Raw genomic sequence first — 20,983 nt, forward strand, 5'->3', positions numbered from 1 at the left:
GCTTGCGCACACAGCGCGGGCGTCATCGCGATCTGGTCGAAGAGGAGCCGAGCATGGCTCGGCTCTACAGGAGCGCGAAGGTGAACGACACGTTGTTGTAGAGCCGAGCCCACGCTCGGCTTGCGCGCATGGCGCGGGCGTCATCGCGATCTGGTCGAAGAGCAGCCGAGCATGGCTCGGCTCTACAGGAGCGCGCAGGAGTGCGCGCAGTCTATGCCGGCGGCAGCACCTTACCGGGGTTGAGGATGCCGTCCGGGTCCAGCGCGGCCTTGATCGCGCGCATCGTTGCCAGCGTTTCCGGGGTGAAGGCCTGCGCCATGAAATCGCGCTTGGCCAGGCCGATGCCGTGTTCGCCCGACAACGTGCCGCCCAATGCCAGCGTCAGCTCGAAGATCCTTGGCAGCGCGGCATGCGCGCGCGTGTTCTCGTCGGCATCGTCCGGGTGGTAGAGGATGTTGACGTGCAGGTTGCCGTTGCCGGCATGGCCGAAGGTGACGATGGTCAGCGTGTAGTCACGTGCCAGCGCCTGCACGCCGGCCACCAGCTCCGGAATGCGCGACACCGGGACCACTACATCTTCATTGATCTTGCCCGGCGCCACACTGCGCAGCGCAGGCGACAGCGCCTTGCGCGCCGCCCACAGCTGGTCGCGTGCGCGGCCTTCCATCGCCACGTCCAGTTCGATCATGCCGTCGCCTTCGGCGGCGCTGGCCAGGGCCTGCAGCAGATAGGGCAGGGTGTCGTGGTCACCATCGGCCTCGACCAGCAGCATCGCACCGGCCTCTGGCACGTCAGCACCATTGAGCCGCAGCAGCTCCAGGCTGCGCGCGTCCATGAATTCCAGGCGGGTGGGTACCACCGGCTGCGACATCAACCGCGACACGGCGGCCGCAGCAGCATCGGCATCGCGGTACAGCACGCGCAGCCCGGCCTGGCTGACCGGCAACGGGGTCAGCTTCAGCGTGGCTTCCACGATCAGTGCCAGCGTGCCTTCGCTGCCCACAAGCAGATGGGTGAGGTCGTAGCCGGTGGCGTCCTTGGTGTAGGCACCACCGCAGCGGATCAGCTCGCCGGTGCCGGTCACCGCCACCAGGCCCAGCACGTTGTCGCGGCTGGTGCCGTACTTCACCGCGCGCGGGCCGCCGGCATTGCAAGCGAGGTTGCCGCCGATGCTGCAGATCTCGGCGCTGGAAGGATCCGGCGCCCAGAACAGGCCATGCGGGGCCAGTGCCTGCTGCAGGGTGCCATTGAGCACGCCGGGCTGCACGACCGCGCAGCGATCACCGGCGCGGATCTCGATGATGCGGTCCATGCGGGTGAACGACAGCACGATGCTGCCCGGCTGCGGGACGGCTGCACCGGTCGTGCCGGTGCCGGCGCCGCGCGCGACCAGCGCCACGCCATGCGCGCGACAGGCACGTACCAGTGCCTGAACCTGTTCGACGTCGGCGGGCAGCGCCACGGCTGCCGGACGCTGGCGGCGCCATGAATTGTCCTGCGCGTTGGCCTCCAGCGCGCTGTCATCCATGCGCCAGCCCTCCGCGCCCAGCAGGACGGACAGTTCGGCAACCAGGGCAGCAGGCAGGGCAGGACTCATGACGGATCTCGAGAGGCAGCAGGAGCGGGTTGGATCAGTTTCCAGGCGACAACGGCGCCGGCCAGCGGCAGCCACACCCAGCGCAGTTCGGAGAGCAGGGTAGCCACGCCGCGTGCGCTGAAGAACTGTGGGGCGAAGGGTGAAACGCGGATCGGTCGCCACGGCGCGAAGAAGCGGTGTTCGCTCCACGGCCAGGCCAGTGCGACGCCGAGGCCGCCGGTGGTCATCGCATCCAGCAGCGGATGGCTGGCGGCACAGACGAAGACGAATACAGCGGCTTGTACGGTCGATGCCACCGTTGGCCCTGCCTTGGTAGGTGCCAACCTTGGTTGGCACGAAACCGCCGACCAAGGTCGGCGACTACCGGGGCTGTGCTGCGCCGACCAAGGTCGGCGACTACCGGGGCTGTGTGGTGCCGACCAAGGTCGGCCGCTACCAAAGAATGCGAACGCCGCCGCCAATGCCGCCAGCACGCCGGCAAACAGCAGCGAATGGCTGGCACCGCGATGGCCGAAGGCATCCGCATAGGGAATGTGCAGCGCAAAGGCCAGTACATCGGCATCGGGCAGCATCGCGGCGATCACGCCTGCAACCAGCAGGCGCGGCGGGATGCGGCCACGATCAGCGGCGCACCACAGCGCCAGCGGCACGGCGGCATGGGTGATGATCGAAGGCATCAGTCACGCACCATGGTAGTGCCGGCCAGGCTGCGCTCTGGCGGGGGCCAACCTTGGTTGGCACAGACGCGCCGACCAAGGTCGGCTTCTACCAAGGCGGACAGTACACATCAGCAATCATCCAGCCGGAATGCGTCACGCAGCCAATGCAGCTGCGGCGGTTCGCCACTGGCTTCCACCACGTCGAAGCGGCAGGGCGCATTGGCCAGCGCGGGGTGGTCCCGCAGGTACAGCTGCGCGGCATGCGCCAGGCGCCGGCATTTGCGCGCATCGACTGAAGCGGCACCGCCACCGTACTCCGATCGCGCGCGATAGCGCACCTCCACGAACACCACGATGCCGGCATCGTCCATCACCAGGTCCAAGTTCACCGCCGCGATAACGCACGTTGCGCGCGCGCGGCTGCAGTCCGGCCTGTTGCAGATGCTGCTCGGCGGCGGCTTCCACCGCCGAGCCACGTTGGCTGCGCTCAGCGACCACCGACGATCGGCATCGGCCGGCCGCCATTGAAGGTCGACCATGCCGGCTGGCGCAGGATGTTGCCGTTGCTGTCCAGGAACAGGGTGCCGGTGGCACCGTCCAGGCCGCCTTCGTTGGACAGCTTGTCCAGATAGGCGGTGATCTTCCAGGCGTCGGCGCCGAACGCGAACAGGCGGCCGGCCGCACCGCGTGCGCTCGGCAGGGTGCTGGCCACCTGGCTGGCCGAGGGCAGGCCGGACACGCTGCGCACGTTCCAGGCTTCATTCGGGTAGACGATGCCGTCCAGGGCCACGTCTTCTTCCACCTTGCCGCTGCCGACGGTCAGCTGCGAGGTGCCGACGCGGGTGGCGCCACCGGCACCGGCCAGCGCCAGCTGCGGCGCCAGCAGGCGGGCCTGCGGTGCACGCACGGCGAGGAACACCGCATCGACCTGGCCGGCATTGCGCACCTGCGCGCCGACATCGCCAACGGCATCGCTGACGTTGAAGGTGGCCACCACCTGCCCACCGCGCTGTGCGAAGCGCTGCGCGAAGGCGGCGGCGGAACGGCGGCCGGTGTCGTCATTGCTGCTGATCACCAGTGCGCGGTTGCGTTCGCGGCCACGCAGGTATTCGGCGGCGACGATGCCGTCGTCTTCCGGTGCCAGCGAGAAACCGGCGCTGCCGGCCGGCGGTGCGTCCTTGCCACGGTTCAGGGCCAGCACCGGCACCTGCAGCTGCTGGCGGCCGTAAACGGCGTCCACTTCGTCGCGGCCCAGCGGTCCGACTACGAAGTCGGCACCGGAGGCGACCGCCTTGTCATAGGCGGCGAGGGCACCGGCCGGGGTGCCGGCGGTGTCGAAGAAGTTGATGTCCGGACGGCGGCGGCTTTCACCGTAGTAGGCGCTCAACAGGCCATCGCGCACCGGCTGCGCGGCGGTGGCCAGGCGGCCGCTGAGCGGCAGCAGCACGGCCAGCTTGGCCGGCGGGCGGTAACCGTCGCTCATCGCCGGCGGGCGCTTACTGGTGTCGAACTGGGCCGCGCCATCGCGGTCGAACGGGCGCGGCAGCGGCAGGCCGCGCGCGATCAGCGCACGGCCGGCGAAGTTGTACAGCGGGTCGTTGGCCGGCAGCGCGGCGGCACGGCTGCGCAGGGTGGCGTCGTCGAGGGTGCCGAGCAGGCCGGCGATGGCGGCCTGGTTCTCGCTGCGCGTGCTGCCGGTCAGGCCGGCATGGGCACGGGCGCGCTCGTTGGCGGCACCGAAGGCATCGCCGGTGCCCTGCAGGGCCTGGGCGCGGGCCAGCAGCCAGCGGGTGCGCAGGCCGACCGCAACGCTGTCGGCATGATCCTTCAGCAGGGCCAGCGCCTGCGCCGGCTGCTTGTCGGCCAGCGCCAGCTCGGCACCGGTCAGCTGGTAGCGCTGCAGGCTGGCGCCGGACAGCTGGCGGGCGGTGAGCTGGCCCAGCAGGCTGCGCGCGCGGGCACTGTCACCGGCCAGGTGCCAGGCCCAGGCCGCATCGGCCAGTGCGTTGCTGCGGGCACCGCCACGCAGCGTGGCGGCCAGGCCTTCCAGCTGCAGTGCGGCGTCGCGCGGCTTGCCCTGTTCGATCAGCGCCAGCGCCTGGCCCTGGGCCGGCGAATCGGGGGTGCTGGTCAGGCTGGTGGTGGCACAACCGGCCAGCAGCATCAGCGACAACGACAGGGCGGAGAACCGTGCGGCGGGCTTGTTCATGATCGGGTCCATGCGATGAGGGCAGCGGCCTTGGCCGGGTACACGCTACGATTCTACCCTTGCCCCGTGAGTACCGCTGAAATGAGTGTCCCAACCCTGTACGTCGTCGCCACCCCGATCGGCAACCTGGCCGATCTGAGCCCGCGCGCGCAGGAGGTGCTGCGTTCGGTGGCGGCCATCTGTGCCGAGGACACCCGCCGCAGTGGCCAGCTGCTGTCCCATTTTGGCATCCAGCAACCACTGGTGGCCCTGCACGAACACAATGAAGAGGCCCTGGCGCAGCGCTTGGTCTCGCGCCTGCAGGCCGGCGAGTCGCTGGCGCTGGTCAGCGATGCCGGTACCCCGCTGGTCAGTGACCCCGGGTTCCGCCTGGTGCGTGCCGCGCGCGCGGCGGGCATCAAGGTCAGCCCGGTGCCCGGTGCCTGTGCCGCCATCGCCGCGCTGAGCGTGGCCGGCCTGCCCAGCGACCGTTTCAGTTTCGAGGGCTTCCTGCCGGCCAAGGCCAGCGGCCGCCGCGACCGCCTGCAGGCGCTGGCCGGCGAAGTGCGCACGATGGTGTTCTACGAATCGTCGCACCGCATCGCCGAATCGCTGGCCGACATGGCGGCGATCTTCGGTGGCGAACGCCCGGCGGTGCTGGCCCGCGAGCTGACCAAGCTGTTCGAGACCGTGCTCGATGGTGACCTGGCGGGCCTGCTGGCGAAGGTCGAGGCCGACGACAACCAGCGCAAGGGCGAGTTCGTGGTGATGGTGCAGGGCGCGGGTGATGACGAACAAGCGCAGCTGGCACATGGCCGCCGCGTCTACGCGAAGCTGAGCGAGCACCTGCCACCGTCGACCGCCGCCAAACTGGCCGCGGAACTGACGGGCGCGCCGCGCAAGGCGTTGTACGGTAGTTGATTGATCGTGCGGACCAAGGTCCGCACCCACCAAAGCAGAATCCGCACCCACCAGAGCGGCGGAAAAGATCCACGCCATGCGTGGATGGATGAACCGGACGCCGCGATCAGCACGGCAGGAAGGACCTGCGTACGCTAGAATATGCGCTGGCGGAGCCGGCCAGACAGTCGCGTCATCCCTTCGGGGGTGCCGAGGAAAGTCCGGGCTCCATAGGGCAAGGTGCCAGGTAACGCCTGGGCGGCGCAAGCCGACGGAAAGTGCAACAGAAAGATACCGCCTACGTCTTCTTCGGAAGGCCGGTAAGGGTGAAATGGTGCGGTAAGAGCGCACCGCGAGTCTGGCAACAGACCGGCACGGCAAACCCCACCTGGAGCAAGACCAAATAGGGATCCTTTGGCGCGGCCCGCGTTGGATCCGGGTAGGTTGCTTGAGCGTTGCGGTGACGTAACGCCTAGAGGAATGACTGTCCACGACAGAACCCGGCTTATCGGCCGGCTCCGCCTCCTTCTTCTTCCACGCATGGCGTGGAGCTACCGTGATTGCGGCGTCGGGTCCCTTTCCGGAGGAAAGGGACCCGACGCCACGCCCTGCTCAGCCCGGCGTGCGGTACTGCCCGGCGGAAATGAACTGCGAGAAGCGCTCGCACCACACCACCACCGTGGTGTAGTCGTCCACGTCCACGTTCGCGGGCACATCCACCAGGAAGCGGTTGAAGGTCTTCACCTCGCCGATGCGCTGGGCCTGCGCCTTGATCTTCAGGAAGTCGGCCTTGTTGTCGACGAAGTCGCGGACCAGGTAGACCTTGTAGTCCGGGCCCGGTCCCATCTTGCCGTCGAAGGCAACCTGGGTGGCGCTGACGCTGACCTTGCCTTCGGCCCAGTGCACCGCGTCGCTGCCTTTGAGGTCGCGACGGAAGGTGGTGCGATAGGTGGCGTCGTTCATCGCGGCCTGCACCTGCGTGACCGGCGGGTCATCGGGGGCGATCAGGATCGGCAGCAGATAGATGCCCAGGCCGAAGCCCAGGCCGAGAGCAAGCAGGTGGGTGGCGAACTGGATGAGAATGCGACGCATGGGGCCTCCTTGAGGGTTGTGGTCGATGGCGCGGCGCGATGCCGGGCGCGACCACCCTGGGAGGTCAGGGGCGACATTTATAGACACAGTGCCGATTGCGAAAAGGGCACAGTCGGCTGGCTGTGATGCTGAAACCGCTGTGGCGCGGACGGATCGCGGTCGCGGCTGGAAGCTGAATGACGTTTCAGGCCCGCTGCGATGACGACTGCCGTCGCGTGGATCGCGACAGCACGCTGCGGGTAGTGCCGGCCGCTGGCCGGCAACTTCATGCTGCATCCGAAGATCCAGAGGTTGCCGGCCAGCGGCCGGCACTACCCCCCCGCCAAGAGCATCCGGCCAAGGGCCGTCATGACCGGGTCAGAAAATGACGTGGCTCTGGCCGCTGGGAGCGCCCTGCGGGCCGAAGCGGCGTTCGTGGATCTCGCCATGGCCGTCGGCGTCGATCAGCAGCACGGTGCTGGCGCGGGTGCCGTAGTCATCGCCACGGATGAAGGCCGGGCTCAGCCAGCGCTCGCGTTCCAGGCCGATGCCGGTGTCGGGCAGGTCGCTGTCGGCAGGGCGGTGTTCGTCGGCCAGAGCATTCCAGAGTGGGGTCAGGTCCGGGGTCAGATCCCTTTCGCTGTGCGAAAGGGATCTGACCCCGTCTTTCTGAAGCCAGGCTTCAAGGGCCGCCATCAGCCGCCGGGTCTTCGGCCAGGGCGCGTCCAGCGCGCCGTTGGACATGCCGTGCACGCCCGGGCCGAGGGTCTGCCGTTCGGCGGGATGGTTGCCGAGGTACTCCAGGCTGTCGCTATCGGCCAGCAACAGATTGAACGGGGCATAGGCGCCAGCCACGGTCGCCAATCGGTCGATATGCACAGCGGCCGGGTCGCGGCCGCGCAGGAAGTCGGCCACCAGCGCGCCCCGCGACGGGCCGGTCTGGGCCGCCAGCGGGTCGCGGACGTTGGTGACCACCGCCATCCGGCCCGAGGCGCCAACCCCGGCCCAGCCACCGCCGGAGCGCAGATCGCGCCCGCCGATGACGGACGTCTCATCCTGCCAGGGGGCCAGCGCCGCCGTCGGGCGGGCGTGGAACTCATCACGGTTGCCGGCCATCACCAGCCGCCAGCGCGGGTGGTGCATCCAGCCAAGAGCGAGCAGGCACATGGCCTCATTGTGCACGGTTTGCGCAGTTCGGCGCCGTTTCCGGCCCGTTCCGGATGAATGCGCGGCCGATGTTTCACGCCCTCTCCACGCCCCTGAACTTCCGTTCAATCTCAAAAATTGAGACGGATCAGCAACTTGTGGATAAGCCTTGAACAATTCTCTAAAGGTTGTTGCAAGCCATTGATGCGGCTGGCGATTTCCCCGCTGAAAAGTTGTTGACAACCCTCGGCCCGCTGCTAAGGTGGGCATCAGAGGGAAATCCGGGTGTTTTGTGGGTTTTCGTGGTTCAATGTTTCACCGGGCGAAGGACAAGGTGCAGGCGTCGTGTTCCAGGGCGAGACGGCCATCACAGTTGACGACAAAGGGCGCATGGCGGTTCCCACCGCTTACCGCGACCTCGTCGCGCGCGCCAGCAACAACCGTCTCGTGCTGACCTACAACCCGTTCGAAGCCGGCTGCCTGTGGCTGTATGCAGAGTCGGAATGGGAGCGGGTCCGCGACGATGTGATGTCCAAGCCCAACACCCAGCGCGTCGTGCGCCTGTTGCAGCAGAAGCTGGTCGGCTCGGCCGCCCATCTGGAACTGGACGGCAACGGTCGCATCAGCATCCCCGCCAGCCACCGCGGTGCGGTGGGCATTGAGAAGAAGGCGGTATTGCTCGGTATGGGCGACAAGTTCGAATTGTGGAGCGAGCAGGCGCATCGGGCCCTGATCCAGCAGACGTTGTCTGACGAGGATCTGGGTGATGGGTTGCTCGACCTGAAGTTGTGAGCCGGGGTGCCCGGATGCGCCCAGAAGCGCAGGCCGGTCACCTTCCGGTGTCGCAGTCGCCGGCGGTGCACCTGCCGGTCCTGTACACCCAGGTCCTTGAAGGCCTGAGGGTGATCGAAAACGGACGTTATCTGGATGGCACGTTCGGTCGTGGCGGTCATGCACGTGGCGTGCTCACCCAGCTCGGTCCCGAGGGGCGCCTGCTGGTCATGGACAAGGATCCGGAAGCCATCGCCGTTGCCGAGCGCGATTTCGCGCCGGACCCGCGCGTGTCCATTTTCCGGGGCAGCTTCGCCCAGCTGCTGCAGTGGGACGCGACGGCCGAAGGCCTGGACGGCGTGCTGTTCGACCTCGGCGTGTCGTCGCCGCAGCTGGACGTGGCCGAACGTGGCTTCAGCTTCGGCAAGGACGGCCCGCTGGACATGCGCATGGATCCGGACAGCGGTGAAAGCGCCGCGCAGTGGATCAACCGCGTCGAAGAGCGCGAGATCGCTGATGTGCTGTGGACCTACGGCGAAGAGCGCCAGAGCCGGCGCATCGCCCGCGCCATCGTGGCCCGCCGCGAGAAGCAGCCGTTCTCCCGCACCGCCGAACTGGCCGAGCTGATCGCCTCGGTGATGCCGCGTGGGAAGGACAAGATTCACCCGGCCACGCGCAGCTTCCAGGCCATCCGCATCCACATCAACCGCGAGCTGGCCGATCTGGAAGCCGGGCTCGATGCGGCGGTGGAACGGCTCAAGCCCGGTGGCCGCCTGGCGGTGATCAGCTTCCACTCGCTGGAAGACCGCATCGTCAAGCAGTACATGAACCGCCTGGCCAAGGCGCCGCCGGCCAACCGCCGGCTGCCCGAGGCGGTTGCGTTCGTGCCGACGCTGGACCTGATCGGCGGCGCCATCAAGGCCACCGACGAAGAGCTGGCCGCCAACCCGCGTGCCCGCAGCGCCGTGCTGCGCGTGGCACAGAAGCGGGGGGGCGATGCATGAGCCGGCTGCTGCTGATCATCCTGCTGGCCTGCACCGTCGCCTCGGCGATCGGCGTGGTGTTCGTGCGCCACCGCCACCGGCAGACCTTCATCGAGCTGTCGCGTGCCGAGCGCAAGCGCGATGACATCAACCTTGAGTTCGGCCGCCTGCAGCTGGAACAGGCCACCCTGGCCGAAGCCAACCGCGTGGACCGCATTGCCCGCGAGAAGCTGGGCATGAAGTTCCCCGAGGCCGCTGACATCGTGGTGGTGCGCCCATGAGCAAGACCGGCCGCAACCGCCCGCGCAACGCCTTCAACCTGCGCCAGCGCCTGCGCTGGGTCGCGCTGGCGCTTGGCCTGTGCTCGGTGTCGCTGGTGGGTCGCGCGGCCTACGTGCAGATCATCAACAGCGATTTCTACCAGCGCCAGGGCGAGGCCCGCTACCTGCGCGAGCTGCCGATCAAGACCTCGCGCGGCATGATCACCGACCGCAACGGCGAGCCGCTGGCGGTGTCCACCCCGGTCGCCTCGATCTGGGTCAACCCGCAGGACCTGCTGCGTTCGCCCGAGCGCATCCCGGAGCTGGCCCAGGCGGTCGGCATGTCGGTGGATGAGCTGAGCAGCCGCCTGTCGCAGAAGTCGGACAAGGAATTCATGTACCTGCGCCGCCGGATCAATCCGGACGAGGCAGAGAAGGTGGTCGCGCTGAAGATTCCGGGCGTGGCCGCGCAGCGCGAGTTCCGCCGCTTCTACCCGCAGGGCGAAGCGATGGCGCACGTGCTGGGCTTCACCAACATCGACGACCGCGGCCAGGAAGGCCTGGAACTGGCGTTCGACGAATGGCTGCGCGGCAAGGCCGGTGCCAAGCGGGTGATCCGCAACCGCAAGGGCGAGACCGTCGAAAGCGATCTGCTGCGCGCCGCCGAGCCGGGCAAGGACCTGACCCTCAGCATCGACCGCCGCATCCAGTACCTGGCCTTCAAGGAACTGCGCAACGCGCTGGTGGCCAACAAGGCGGCCGGTGGTTCGATGGTGATCATGGACGTGACCACCGGCGAGATCCTGGCCATGGTCAACCTGCCGACCTACAACCCGAACTCGCTGACCGGTGCGATCCCCGATACGCGCCGCAACCGCGCGGTGACCGACCTGGTCGAGCCGGGTTCGACGATGAAGCCGCTGACCATCGCCACCGCGCTGCAGGCCGGTGCGGTGACCAAGGACACCATCATCGACACCAACCCGGGCTACATGACCCTGGGCCGCTTCACCATCCGCGACGTGCCGCGCAACAACGGTGTGCTCAACGTGACCGGCGTGATCACCCGCAGTTCGAACGTGGGTGCGGCCAAGGTTGCGGCGAAGATGCCGGACCAGACCTTCTACGACGGCGTGCGCCGCTTCGGCTATGGCTCGGCGCCGCACAGCGGTTTCCCGGGCGAATCGGCCGGCGTGGTGATGCGTCCGGCACGCTGGTCGGGTACCACCAAGACCACCATGTCCTATGGCTACGGCCTGTCGGTCACGCCGCTGCAGATTGCCACCGCGTACTCGGCGCTGGCCAACGGCGGGCGCCTGATCGCGCCGACCTTCGTCAAGGGCCAGCGCAATGAAGGCCAGCAGATCATCGACGAGAACGTCGCCCGGCAGGTGGTGGCGATGATGGAAACGGTAGTCACCCAGGGCGGCGCCAAGCAGGCGGCGGTGCTGGGTTACCGCGTGGCCGGCAAGACCGGCACCGCGCGCAAGGCCGGCCCGGGCGGTTATGAGCGCGGCCATTACAACGCGCTGTTCGCCGGCGTGGTGCCGGCCACCAACCCGCGTTTCGCCACCGTCATCGTCATCAACGACCCGCAGGCCGGCAAGTTCTACGGCGGCCTGGTGTCGGCGCCGGTCTACCACAACGTGATGGAAGGCACCCTGCGCCTGATGGACGTGCCGCTGGACGACCTGCAGTCGTGGCTGGCCGCACAGCAGTCGGGCAAGGTCGGCCATTCGGCCTCGATCCTGCCTGCGCCGCCGGCCGAGACCGCGCTGCCGGTCGATGCCGCCGCTGAATTCGACGCTGCGCTGCCGAGCGCGCAAGCCCAGACGCCGCCCGCTACGGGAGGCACGCAATGAGTCCTTCGATGTTGCTTTCGCAGTTGCTTCCGGACGTGGCCCTGGCGGGTCATGATCCCGTTCTGACCGGCCTGGTGCTGGACAGCCGTGCCGTGCGCCCCGGTAACGCCTTCGTCGCCATCGCCGGTTTCGGCGCGCATGGCCTGGGCTTTGTCGAGCAGGCGCGCGCTGCCGGTGCCAGTGCCATCCTGTTCGAACCGCCGGCACCGGCCGATCTGCCGGCCCCGGCTGATGCGATCGCCGTGCCGGGCCTGCGCGCGCGCATGGGCGCGATGGCCGACCAGTTCCATGGCGCGCCATCGCGGGCGATGGCGATGGTCGGCGTGACCGGCACCAACGGCAAGACCTCCACCGTGCAGCTGCTGGCCCAGGCCTGGCATCTGCTCGGAACGCCCAGTGGCAGTATCGGCACGCTGGGTGCCGGACTTTATGGTGCGGTCGAGCCGACCGGCTTCACCACGCCGCTGGTGCTGCAGATGCATGCGCTTCTGGCGCAGCTGCGCGACGCCGGTGCGCGCGCGGTGGCGATGGAAGTCAGCTCGCATGCGCTGGACCAGGGCCGCGTGGACGCCGTGCACTACGACGTGGCGGTGTTCACCAACCTCACCCGCGACCATCTGGACTACCACGGTGACATGGCCAGCTACGGCGCGGCCAAGGCGCGGCTGTTCCATCGCCCGGGCCTGAAGGCCGCGGTGATCAATCTGGACGATGCCTTCGGCCGGCAGCTGTTCGCGGGCCTGCCGGCCGGCGTGCAGGCGATCGGGCTGAGCTCGCGTGGTGCCACTGACGCCAGCGTGCGCGCCGAGGCGCTGCAGCTGGACGGTCGTGGCATCGCCTTTGAACTGGTCATCGACGGCCAGCGCGCGGCGGTGCAGTCGCCGCTGCTGGGCCGCTTCAACGTGGACAACCTGCTGGCCGTGGCCGGTACCCTGCACGCGCAGGGCCAGCCGCTGCCGCGTATCGCCGAAGTGCTGTCGGCGCTGCAGCCGATCCGCGGCCGCATGAACCGCCTGGGCGGTGAAGACGGCCTGCCGACGGTGGTGGTCGACTACGCGCACACCCCGGATGCGCTGGAACAGGCGCTGGACAGCCTCCACGGGCACCTGCAGGGCACGCTGTTCTGCGTGTTCGGCTGCGGCGGCGAGCGCGACACCGGCAAGCGCCCGCAGATGGCGGCGATTGCCGAGCGCCTGGCCAACCAGGTCATCGTCACCGACGACAACCCGCGCGGCGAAGATGGCGATGTGATCGTGGCTGACATCCTGGCCGGCTTCCAGAACGCCGATGCCGTGACCGTGCAGCGCAGCCGCGCGCGTGCGATCGGCCTGGCGGTGAAGCGTGCCGGTGCAGGCGACATCATCCTGATCGCCGGCAAGGGCCACGAGCCGTACCAGGAAGTGAATGGCGTGCGCCATGACTTCGACGACACCGAAGTGGCCGCCGCCGCACTGGCGGCCAAGACCGGTGTGCTCAGCGCGCAGGCCGGGGAGGGTGCCGCATGAAGCGCACCCTGCTTTCGCTGATCGCACACTGGGCCGGTGGCGAGATCCACGGCGACGACGTGGCCATCGATGCGGTCAGCAATGACACCCGCAATCTCGGTCCGGGCAGTCTGTATGTGGCGCTGCGCGGCGAGCGGTTCGACGGCCATGACTTCGCGGCCGACGCGCAGGCGCGCGGTGCCAGTGCGCTGCTGGTCGAGCGCCTGCTGCCGGTCGAACTGCCGCAGGTGCTGGTGGCCGACAGCGAACTGGCGCTGGCGAAGATCGCCACAGGCATGCAGCGTGACCGTGGCACCGAGGTGTTCGCGATCACCGGCAGCAATGGCAAGACCAGCGTGAAGAGCCTGCTGCTGTCGATCCTGCAGCAGGTGGCCCAGCACGCGCACAAGGTGGTCTACGCCAACCCGGGCAACCGCAACAACGAGATCGGCCTGCCGCTGGCGGTGATCGATGCGCCGGAAGATGCCGACTACGCCGTCTACGAGATGGGCGCCGGCAAGCCGGGCGACATCGCCTACCTGACCGACATCGCCCGCCCGCGTTATGCGCTGGTCAACAACATCGCCCCGGCGCACCTGGAACGTATGGGCAGCCTGCTCGGCGTGGCGGTGACCAAGGGCGCGATCTACGCCGCGCTGCCGGCCGATGGCGTGGCGGTGATCAACGCCGACGATGCCTATGGCCGCTGGTTCGAACAGCATTTCATCAGCACCCCGGCGCGTTGCCGCGTGCTGCGCTATGGCCTGGAACACTCGGCGGACGTGACCGCGCGCGATATCCGCGCCGGTGCGCAGGGCAGCCAATTCACTCTGGTCGCACCGGCCGGCGAAGCCCGCGTGGTGCTGGGCCTGCCGGGTCGCCACAACGTCAGCAATGCGCTGGCCGCCGCCAGCCTGGCGCTGGCCGCCGGTGTCGATCTGGCGCTGATTGCCGCCGGCCTGGCCGAAGCGCAGCCGGTGCCGGGTCGCCAGATCGCCCATCAGCTGCGCAATGGCGCGGTGCTGGTGGATGACAGCTACAACGCCAACCCCGGGTCGCTGGCCGCGGCCATCGATGCCCTGGCCGCGGCGCCGGAAGAGGGCTGGCTGGTGCTGGGCGACATGCGCGAGCTGGGCCCGGACGCGGAAGCGCTGCATGCGCAGGCCGGCCTCCGCGCACGTGCTGCCGGCCTGAAGCGCCTGTATGCACTGGGCCCGCTCAGCGCCGCGGCCGCCTCCGCCTTCGGCGAAGGCGGCCGCCATTTCGCCACCCACGACGCGCTGTCGCAGGCGCTGAAGGACGAGCTGCACGCCGGCGTGCGCTGCCTGGTCAAGGGTTCCCGTGGCAGCGCCATGGACACGATTGTCAAAGCGCTGCTGGCGCAAGGAGAGGAATCCCCGCATGTTGTATGAACTGGCTCGATGGTTGCAGCAGTTGGAGAGCCTGTTCGGGCTGTTCAACTACCAGACGTTCCGCGCCATCCTTGCCGCGCTGACGGCCCTGTTCCTGTCGCTGTGGCTGGGCCCGGCGATGATCCGCAAGCTTGCCCAGTTCAAGGGCGGCCAGCCGATCCGCAAGGACGGTCCGCAGACCCATTTCTCCAAGGCCGGCACGCCGACCATGGGCGGTTCGCTGATCCTGCTCACCATCACCCTGTCGGTGCTGATGTGGGCCGACCTGCGCAACCGCTACGTGTGGCTGGTGCTGGCGGTGATGCTGTGCTTCGGCGCCATCGGCTGGTATGACGACTGGATCAAGATCGTCCGCCGTGACCCGAACGGCCTGAAGTCGCGCTGGAAGTACCTGCTGCAGTCGATCTTCGGCCTGGCTGCGGGCCTGTTCCTGTTCTACACGGCCGACGTGCCGGCAGCGCTGACCTTCTACATCCCGATGTTCAAGTCGGTCGCGCTGCCGCTGGCCGGCATCGGCTTCGTGGCCATCGCCTACTTCTGGATCGTCGGCTTCTCCAACGCGGTGAACCTGACCGACGGCCTTGACGGCCTGGCGATCATGCCCACCGTGCTGGTGGCCTGCGCGCTGGGCGTGTTCGCCTACGCCTCGGGCAACGTGGTGTTCGCCAACTACCTGCAGATCCCGCAGATCCCGGGCGCCGGCGAGCTGGTCATCATCTGTGCGGCCATCGCCGGCGCGGGCCTGGGCTTCCTCTGGTTCAACACCTACCCGGCCATGGTCTTCATGGGCGACATCGGCGCACTGGCACTGGGTGCGGTGCTGGGCACGATCGCGGTGATCACCCGCCAGGAGCTGGTGCTGGTGATCATGGGCGGCGTGTTCGTCATCGAAACGCTGTCGGTGATGATCCAGGTCGCCTCGTTCAAGCTGACCGGCAAGCGCGTGTTCCGCATGGCGCCGATCCACCACCATTTCGAACTGAAGGGCTGGCCGGAGCCGCGCGTGATCGTGCGTTTCTGGATCATCTCCGTCGTGCTCGTGCTGATCGGCCTGGCCACGTTGAAGGTGCGCTGAGATGAACGACCTGTCCCGCCAGGCAACACGCCTTGAAGCCATCGAAGGCAGCTACGACAAGTGGCTGCTGGGCGCGATCATCGCGCTCACCGGTGTCGGCGTGGTGATGGTGGCCTCCAGCTCGATCGCGCTGATGAGCAGCCCGTTCTATTACCTCAACCGCCACCTGATCTTCCTGGCGGTGGGTATCGTGCTGGCGGTCATTGCCGCCCGCACCGAGCTGAAGTCGATCGAGCAGTACAACCAGATGCTGCTGCTGGGCTGCTTCGTACTGCTGCTGGCGGTGTTCGCACCGGGACTGGGCAGCACGGTCAACGGTGCGCGCCGCTGGATCAACCTGGGCATTTCCAAGTTCCAGACGGTCGAAGCGGTGAAAGTGCTCTACATCGTCTGGCTGTCGAGCTACCTGGTGCGTTTCCGCGACGAGGTCAATGCGACCTGGCCGGCAATGCTCAAGCCGCTGGGCGTGGCCGGTGCGCTGGTGGTGCTGCTGTTGCTGCAGCCGGACTTCGGTTCCTCGACCCTGCTGCTGGCGATCACCGCCGGCATGCTGGTGCTGGGCGGGGTGAACATGCCGCGCATGTCGATGCCGGTGATCATCGGCCTGGTCGGCATGAGCGCGCTGGCGATCATCGAGCCGTACCGCATGCGCCGCATCACCTCCTTCCTGGACCCGTGGGCCGACCAGCAGGGCGACGGCTACCAGCTGTCCAACGCGCTGATGGCGGTGGGCCGTGGTGAATGGACCGGCGTCGGCCTGGGCAACTCCGTGCAGAAGCTGTACTACCTGCCTGAAGCGCACACCGACTTCATCTTCTCGGTCACCGCCGAGGAATTCGGTTTCCTGGGTACCTGCGTGATCGTGGCGCTGTATGCGCTGCTGGTCGGCCGCACCTTCTGGCTGGGCATGCGCTGCGTGGAAATGAAGCGCCACTTCTCCGGCTACATCGCCTTCGGCATCGGCCTGTGGATCAGCATGCAGACCTTCGTCTCGATCGGCGTGAACCTGGGCATCCTGCCGACCAAGGGCCTGACCCTGCCGCTGATCTCCTCCGGCGGTTCGTCGGTGCTGATGACCTGCGTGGCGATGGGCCTGCTGCTGCGCGTGTCGTATGAACTCAAGCGCGCCGAGCGCCGCCAGGCCGTGCGCATCGGTGGCGCCGAAGACGCCGCGGCCGAACCGATGGACAAGCCCGCCGCAGCGGTGGACGCCAGCGTGCCGATGCGTGCCGAGCCGGTCGCACCCGCGTCCGCTGCAGCGAGCGCCGCACGTGGCACCAGCCGCCTGCAGTCGCGCATCGAACCGACCTTCGGGAGGCTGTCATGAGTGCAGCCACCGAGAGTGGGCGCCCGGTGATGATCCTGGCCGGAGGCACCGGCGGTCACATCTTCCCCGGCCTGGCCGTGGCCCGCGTGCTGCGCCAGCGCGGCGTGCCGGTGACCTGGATGGGCGCCGACGGTGCGATGGAAACCCGCCTGGTGCCGCAGCACGACATCGCCATCGATACGCTGGCCATCACTGGCCTGCGCGGCAAGGGCAAGCTGGCCCTGCTGGCGGCGCCGTGGCGGCTGATGCGCGCGCTGCGCGCGGCCGGGCTCATCATCCGCCAGCGCCAGCCGCGCGCGGTGGTCGCCTTCGGTGGCTTTGCCTCCGGCCCCGGTGGCATGGCCACGCGCCTGCATGGCCTACCGCTGATCGTGCATGAGCAGAACCGTGCGCCGGGCCTGACCAACCGCATCCTGTCGCGTTATGCGCGTCGCCTGCTGACCGGTTTCCCGGGCACCTTCGCGAAGGGCGAGGAGTTCGTCGGTAACCCGGTGCGCGCGGAAATCGCTGCCATCGCGCCGCCGGAACAGCGCTTCGCCGACCGGCAGGGCCCGCTGCGGGTGCTGGTGGTGGGCGGCAGCCAGGGCGCGCGTGCCCTCAATACCGGCGTGCCGCAGGCGATTGCCGCGCTGGGCGCCGGCCTGCCGGTGCAGGTGCGCCACCAGAGCGGCGAGAAGATGCATGCCGAAGCGGTGGAGGCTTACGCCAAGGCCGGTGTGCAGGCGGAAATCACGCCGTTCATCGCCAACATGGCCGAAGCCTTTGCCTGGGCTGACCTGGTTGTCTGCCGCGCCGGCGCGTCCACGCTTGCCGAGCTGTGCGCGGTCGGTGTCGGCAGCGTGCTGGTGCCATTTCCCGCTGCCGTCGACGATCACCAGACCCGCAACGCGGAGTACCTGGTCGAGCGCGGCGCGGCGGTGTTGCTGAAGCAGGACGGAACGCTGGCCGACGGCATTGCCGCAACGCTGCGCGATCTGTCCGAAAATCCCGCCCGCCGCATGCAGATGGCGCAAGCCGCGCGTGCCCTGGCCAAGGTCGATGCCGCCGAGCGCATCGCCGATATCATTCTCGAGGAAGCTGTATGAAGAAGGCATGCCACCGCGCCTGCCCTGCGCGAGGCCGCGCATGATCCGCCGCCTGCACGACACCAACGACCTGGTGCGCGCGTTCCCGCGCGTGCATTTCGTCGGCATCGGCGGCACCGGCATGAGCGGTATCGCCGAAGTGATGCTGACGCTGGGCTATGAAGTGTCCGGCTCGGACAACGCCGATAACGTTGCGACCCGCCGCCTGGCCAGCCTGGGGGCGCGCATCATGCGCGGCCACTCCGCGGCCAACGTGCTGGGCACCGACTGCGTGGTGGTCTCCAGTGCCATCCGCGAAGACAACCCGGAGCTGATGGAAGCGCGCAGCCAGCGCATTCCGATCATGCCGCGTGCGGCGATGCTGGCCGAGCTGATGCGCTTCCGCCGCGGCATCGCCGTGGCCGGCACCCATGGCAAGACCACCACCACCAGCCTGACCGCTGCGGTGCTGAGCGAAGGTGGCCTGGACCCGACGTTCGTGATCGGTGGCCAGCTGCTGGCCGCTGGTGCCAACGCCAAGCTGGGTGGCGGGCAGTGGCTGGTGGCCGAGGCCGATGAAAGCGATGGCAGCTTCCTGCGCCTGAACCCGCTGATGTCGATCATCACGAACATCGATGCCGACCACCTGGAAAACTACGGCAACGATTTCGCCCGCGTGCAGGCGGCGTTTGCCGAGTTCCTGCAGCGCCTGCCGTTCTACGGCCTGGCGGTACTGTGCATCGATGATCCGGAAGTCGCCGCGCTGGCCGCCAGGACCCCGCGCCACGTGATGAGCTACGGCATGAGCCCGCAGGCCGACGTGCGCGCCGAGAACGTGGTGCAGGAAGGGTCGCGCATGCGCTTCACCCTGCGCCTGCCGCAGGGCACCAGCCAGGAAGTGGTGCTGGCGCTGCCGGGCAGGCACAACGTGCTCAACGCGCTGGCCGCCGCTGCGGTGGGCTGGCAGCTGGGCGTGGCCCCGGACGCGATCGCACGCGCGCTGGAGGGCTTCGCCGGTGTCGGCCGTCGCTTCAACGATCTGGGCGAGGTGACCACCGCCAGTGGCGCCAAGGTCCGCATCATCGACGACTATGGCCATCACCCGAGCGAGCTGGAGGCAGTGTTCGCCGCCGCTCGTGGTGGCTGGGCCGACAAGCGCCTGGTGGTGGCCTTCCAGCCGCACCGCTACAGCCGTACCCGCGACCAGTTCGACAAGTTCGCCGCCGTGCTGTCGAGCGTTGATGCGCTGGTGCTGAGCGAGGTCTACCCGGCCGGTGAAGAACCGATTGCCGGCGCCGACTCGCACGCGCTGGCCCGTGCCATCCGCGCGCGTGGCCGCAGTGAGCCGGTGGTGGTGGGCAAGGCCGCCGAGCTGGCCAGCGTGCTGCCGGACGTGCTGCAGGACGGTGACCTGTTGCTGATGATGGGCGCCGGCGACATCGGTGCCGTGGCCACCCATATCGCGGTGGAAGGTTTCAAGGGGGAGGGCCAGGCGTGAGCACGCTGACCTTCCCGCCGCTGCGCGTGACCGACCCGGCCGAGTTCGGCCGCGTCGCCGTGCTGCTGGGCGGCAGTTCCAGCGAACGCGAGGTGTCGCTGGATTCGGGCCGCAACGTGCTCGAAGCCCTGCAGTCGCGTGGCGTCGATGCGTTCGCGGTGGACGGCATTCCGGCGCTCGCCAGCGCGCTCGCCGCCGGTGGCATCGATCGCGTCTTCAACATCCTGCACGGCCACAACGGTGGCGGTGAGGACGGCATCGTGCAGGGCCTGATGGACGCCTTCGGCGTGCCGTACACCGGCTCGAACGTGCTGGGTTCGGCGCTGAGCATGGACAAGATCCGCACCAAGCAGGTGTGGCTGTCGCTGGGCCTGCCGACCCCGCAGTACCGCAAGGTCACTGCCGAGGACGTGCACGCCAATGCCGCCGAACTCGGCCTGCCGGTGGTGGTGAAGCCGGCCAACGAAGGCTCCAGCGTGGGCATCAGCCGGGTCACCGATGACGCCGGGCTGGATGAAGCGGTGGCCCTGGCCGCGCGCTACGACGGCCAGCTGCTGATGGAGCAGATGGTGGTCGGCGACGAATTGACCGTGGCCATCCTTGGCGACGTCGCACTGCCGTCGATCCGCATCGTGCCCAAGGGCCAGTGGTACGACTACAACGCCAAGTACATCGCCGAGGACACCCAGTACCTGTGCCCGGGCCTGGACGGTGGCGACGAAGAGGACATCCGGCGCATCGCGCTGGCCGCGTTCCGTGCCGCCGGGTGCCGTGGCTGGGGCCGCGTGGACGTGATGCGCGATCGCGACAGCGGCCGTTTCTTCCTGCTGGAAGTGAACACCGCGCCGGGCATGACCAGCCATTCGCTGGTGCCCAAGGCGGCCCGCCAGGCCGGCATCGGTTTCGAGGAGCTGGTGTGGCGCGTGCTGGAACAGACCCTGGAGGCCTCGCACGCATGAACGCGGTGCTGCGCATCTTCGTCTGGCTGTTGGCGCTGTCGGTGGTTGCACTGCCGGTGGTGGCCGTGGTCAATGGCTGGGTCGGCGCCGAGCGCTGGCCGCTGGCGAAGCTGCGCGTGCATGGTGAGTTCAAGCGGGTGCCGGCCGAACAGCTGCAGCAGGTGCTGCTGCCGTATGCGCGCGCCGGCTTCTTCGCGGTCAAGCTGCAGGACGCGCAGGACGCCCTGGAAAAGCTGCCGTGGGTGGAAAGCGCGCAGGTCCGCAAGCAGTGGCCGGACGTGCTGGAAGTGACTCTGGTCGAGCACAAGCCGTTCGCCCGCTGGGGTACCGACCGCCTGGTGTCCGAGCAGGGCAAGCTGTTCCCCACGCCGAAGAAGCTGTCCGACCTGGCGCTGCCGGAGCTGGATGGCCCGGACAGCCAGACCGCGGAAGTGATGAAGCTGTACAGCGACTCGCGTGCATTGTTCGCACCGGCCGGCGTCGATGTGCGCCGGGTGACGATGGACGCACGCGGCAGCTGGTCGCTGGTGCTGAGCAACGGCACCGAAGTGGTGGTCGGCCGCGACGACGCGCGCTCGCGCATGCAGCGCTTCGTCAAGGTACTGCCGCAGCTCAACCGTCAGGACGCGCCGATCGAGCGCGCCGACCTCCGTTACACCAATGGTTTCACGCTGAGCTGGGGTACCCCGGCCACGCCGGCGAAAACGCCGGCGACCCCGGCCAGAAG

General features: G+C 68.4%; 17 protein-coding genes, 1 other RNA gene and 2 pseudogenes. 14 read left to right on the forward strand and 6 right to left on the reverse strand.

Going from position 1 to position 20,983, the window contains the following annotated elements; genetic code table 11:
* Positions 1–211 precede the first annotated feature (211 nt).
* From ACT6SE_RS01985 to ACT6SE_RS02000, 4 genes and pseudogenes are all read right to left on the reverse strand, one after another.
* Complete coding sequence (locus ACT6SE_RS01985) at positions 212–1,597, reverse strand: FAD-binding oxidoreductase (RefSeq protein ID WP_014645929.1); 1,386 nt, start codon at positions 1,595–1,597, stop codon at positions 212–214.
* Positions 1,594–2,274 (reverse strand): metal-dependent hydrolase, encoded by a 681-nt coding sequence (locus ACT6SE_RS01990; protein ID WP_046428806.1) that lies wholly within the window; start codon positions 2,272–2,274, stop codon positions 1,594–1,596. Before ACT6SE_RS01990 ends, ACT6SE_RS01985 begins: the two co-directional genes overlap by 4 nt.
* Positions 2,275–2,384: 110 nt before the next feature.
* Positions 2,385–2,754: pseudogene (locus ACT6SE_RS01995) on the reverse strand (YraN family protein).
* Entirely contained in the window at positions 2,744–4,465 is a 1,722-nt protein-coding gene (locus tag ACT6SE_RS02000) for a penicillin-binding protein activator (protein WP_046428809.1), read from the reverse strand. Before ACT6SE_RS02000 ends, ACT6SE_RS01995 begins: the two are co-directional and overlap by 11 nt.
* Positions 4,466–4,546: 81 nt before the next feature.
* Here ACT6SE_RS02000 and rsmI point away from each other — a divergent pair, with 81 nt between their 5' ends.
* Positions 4,547–5,365, forward strand: coding sequence for a 16S rRNA (cytidine(1402)-2'-O)-methyltransferase (rsmI, locus tag ACT6SE_RS02005; RefSeq protein WP_014645933.1), 819 nt, complete (start codon positions 4,547–4,549; stop codon positions 5,363–5,365).
* A 151-nt stretch (positions 5,366–5,516) separates the two neighbouring features.
* Positions 5,517–5,868, forward strand: an RNA gene (gene rnpB / locus ACT6SE_RS02010) — RNase P RNA component class A.
* An 88-nt stretch (positions 5,869–5,956) separates the two neighbouring features.
* On the opposite strand, the gene ACT6SE_RS02015 is transcribed toward rnpB, so the two are convergent.
* The gene (locus ACT6SE_RS02015; RefSeq protein WP_014645934.1) at positions 5,957–6,436 is read right to left on the reverse strand and encodes a DM13 domain-containing protein; all 480 of its coding nucleotides are present in this window, start codon (positions 6,434–6,436) and stop codon (positions 5,957–5,959) included.
* Between the two features lie 357 nt (positions 6,437–6,793).
* A complete protein-coding gene (locus ACT6SE_RS02020; protein WP_046428811.1) occupies positions 6,794–7,582 on the reverse strand; it encodes an NRDE family protein in 789 nt (262 codons plus the stop codon).
* Positions 7,583–7,906: 324 nt separating this feature from the next.
* Here ACT6SE_RS02020 and mraZ point away from each other — a divergent pair, with 324 nt between their 5' ends.
* The 12 genes and pseudogenes from mraZ to ACT6SE_RS02080 all read left to right on the forward strand — a co-directional run.
* Positions 7,907–8,353 carry a division/cell wall cluster transcriptional repressor MraZ gene (mraZ, locus tag ACT6SE_RS02025; RefSeq protein ID WP_004143635.1) on the forward strand — a complete coding sequence of 149 codons (447 nt, stop codon included), beginning with the start codon at positions 7,907–7,909 and terminating at the stop codon, positions 8,351–8,353.
* Between the two features lie 14 nt (positions 8,354–8,367).
* Positions 8,368–9,336, forward strand: coding sequence for a 16S rRNA (cytosine(1402)-N(4))-methyltransferase RsmH (rsmH, locus tag ACT6SE_RS02030; RefSeq protein ID WP_014645936.1), 969 nt, complete (start codon positions 8,368–8,370; stop codon positions 9,334–9,336).
* A complete protein-coding gene (ftsL, locus tag ACT6SE_RS02035) occupies positions 9,333–9,596 on the forward strand; it encodes a cell division protein FtsL (RefSeq protein ID WP_005415286.1) in 264 nt (87 codons plus the stop codon). Before rsmH ends, ftsL begins: the two co-directional genes overlap by 4 nt.
* Positions 9,593–11,437: a peptidoglycan D,D-transpeptidase FtsI family protein gene (locus tag ACT6SE_RS02040; RefSeq protein WP_014645937.1), complete on the forward strand. Its 1,845-nt coding sequence runs from the start codon at positions 9,593–9,595 to the stop codon at positions 11,435–11,437. The genes ftsL and ACT6SE_RS02040 overlap by 4 nt, the downstream gene beginning before the upstream one ends.
* Positions 11,434–12,942, forward strand: coding sequence for a UDP-N-acetylmuramoyl-L-alanyl-D-glutamate--2,6-diaminopimelate ligase (locus ACT6SE_RS02045; RefSeq protein ID WP_046428817.1), 1,509 nt, complete (start codon positions 11,434–11,436; stop codon positions 12,940–12,942). The genes ACT6SE_RS02040 and ACT6SE_RS02045 overlap by 4 nt, the downstream gene beginning before the upstream one ends.
* A complete protein-coding gene (locus ACT6SE_RS02050; protein WP_046428819.1) occupies positions 12,939–14,333 on the forward strand; it encodes a UDP-N-acetylmuramoyl-tripeptide--D-alanyl-D-alanine ligase in 1,395 nt (464 codons plus the stop codon). The genes ACT6SE_RS02045 and ACT6SE_RS02050 overlap by 4 nt, the downstream gene beginning before the upstream one ends.
* Complete coding sequence (gene mraY / locus ACT6SE_RS02055) at positions 14,323–15,408, forward strand: phospho-N-acetylmuramoyl-pentapeptide-transferase (protein WP_004154219.1); 1,086 nt, start codon at positions 14,323–14,325, stop codon at positions 15,406–15,408. Before ACT6SE_RS02050 ends, mraY begins: the two co-directional genes overlap by 11 nt.
* Position 15,409: 1 nt before the next feature.
* On the forward strand, positions 15,410–16,735 hold the full coding sequence (gene ftsW, locus ACT6SE_RS02060) for a putative lipid II flippase FtsW (protein WP_014645940.1): 1,326 nt from the start codon (positions 15,410–15,412) through the stop codon (positions 16,733–16,735).
* Positions 16,732–17,820: an undecaprenyldiphospho-muramoylpentapeptide beta-N-acetylglucosaminyltransferase gene (gene murG / locus ACT6SE_RS02065; RefSeq protein WP_046428823.1), complete on the forward strand. Its 1,089-nt coding sequence runs from the start codon at positions 16,732–16,734 to the stop codon at positions 17,818–17,820. Before ftsW ends, murG begins: the two co-directional genes overlap by 4 nt.
* Before the next feature lie 40 nt (positions 17,821–17,860).
* Positions 17,861–19,297 carry a UDP-N-acetylmuramate--L-alanine ligase gene (murC, locus tag ACT6SE_RS02070; protein ID WP_014645942.1) on the forward strand — a complete coding sequence of 479 codons (1,437 nt, stop codon included), beginning with the start codon at positions 17,861–17,863 and terminating at the stop codon, positions 19,295–19,297.
* Entirely contained in the window at positions 19,294–20,256 is a 963-nt protein-coding gene (locus ACT6SE_RS02075; RefSeq protein ID WP_014645943.1) for a D-alanine--D-alanine ligase, read from the forward strand. The genes murC and ACT6SE_RS02075 overlap by 4 nt, the downstream gene beginning before the upstream one ends.
* Positions 20,253–20,930 (forward strand): annotated as a pseudogene (locus tag ACT6SE_RS02080) (cell division protein FtsQ/DivIB); the annotation flags it as partial. The gene ACT6SE_RS02075 and the pseudogene ACT6SE_RS02080, both read left to right, overlap by 4 nt.
* Between the last annotated feature and the right edge of the window lie 53 nt (positions 20,931–20,983).

It is taken from the genome of Stenotrophomonas sp. LC732, from assembly GCF_052446685.1.
GTDB classification, from domain to species: Bacteria; Pseudomonadota; Gammaproteobacteria; order Xanthomonadales; family Xanthomonadaceae; genus Stenotrophomonas; species Stenotrophomonas muris.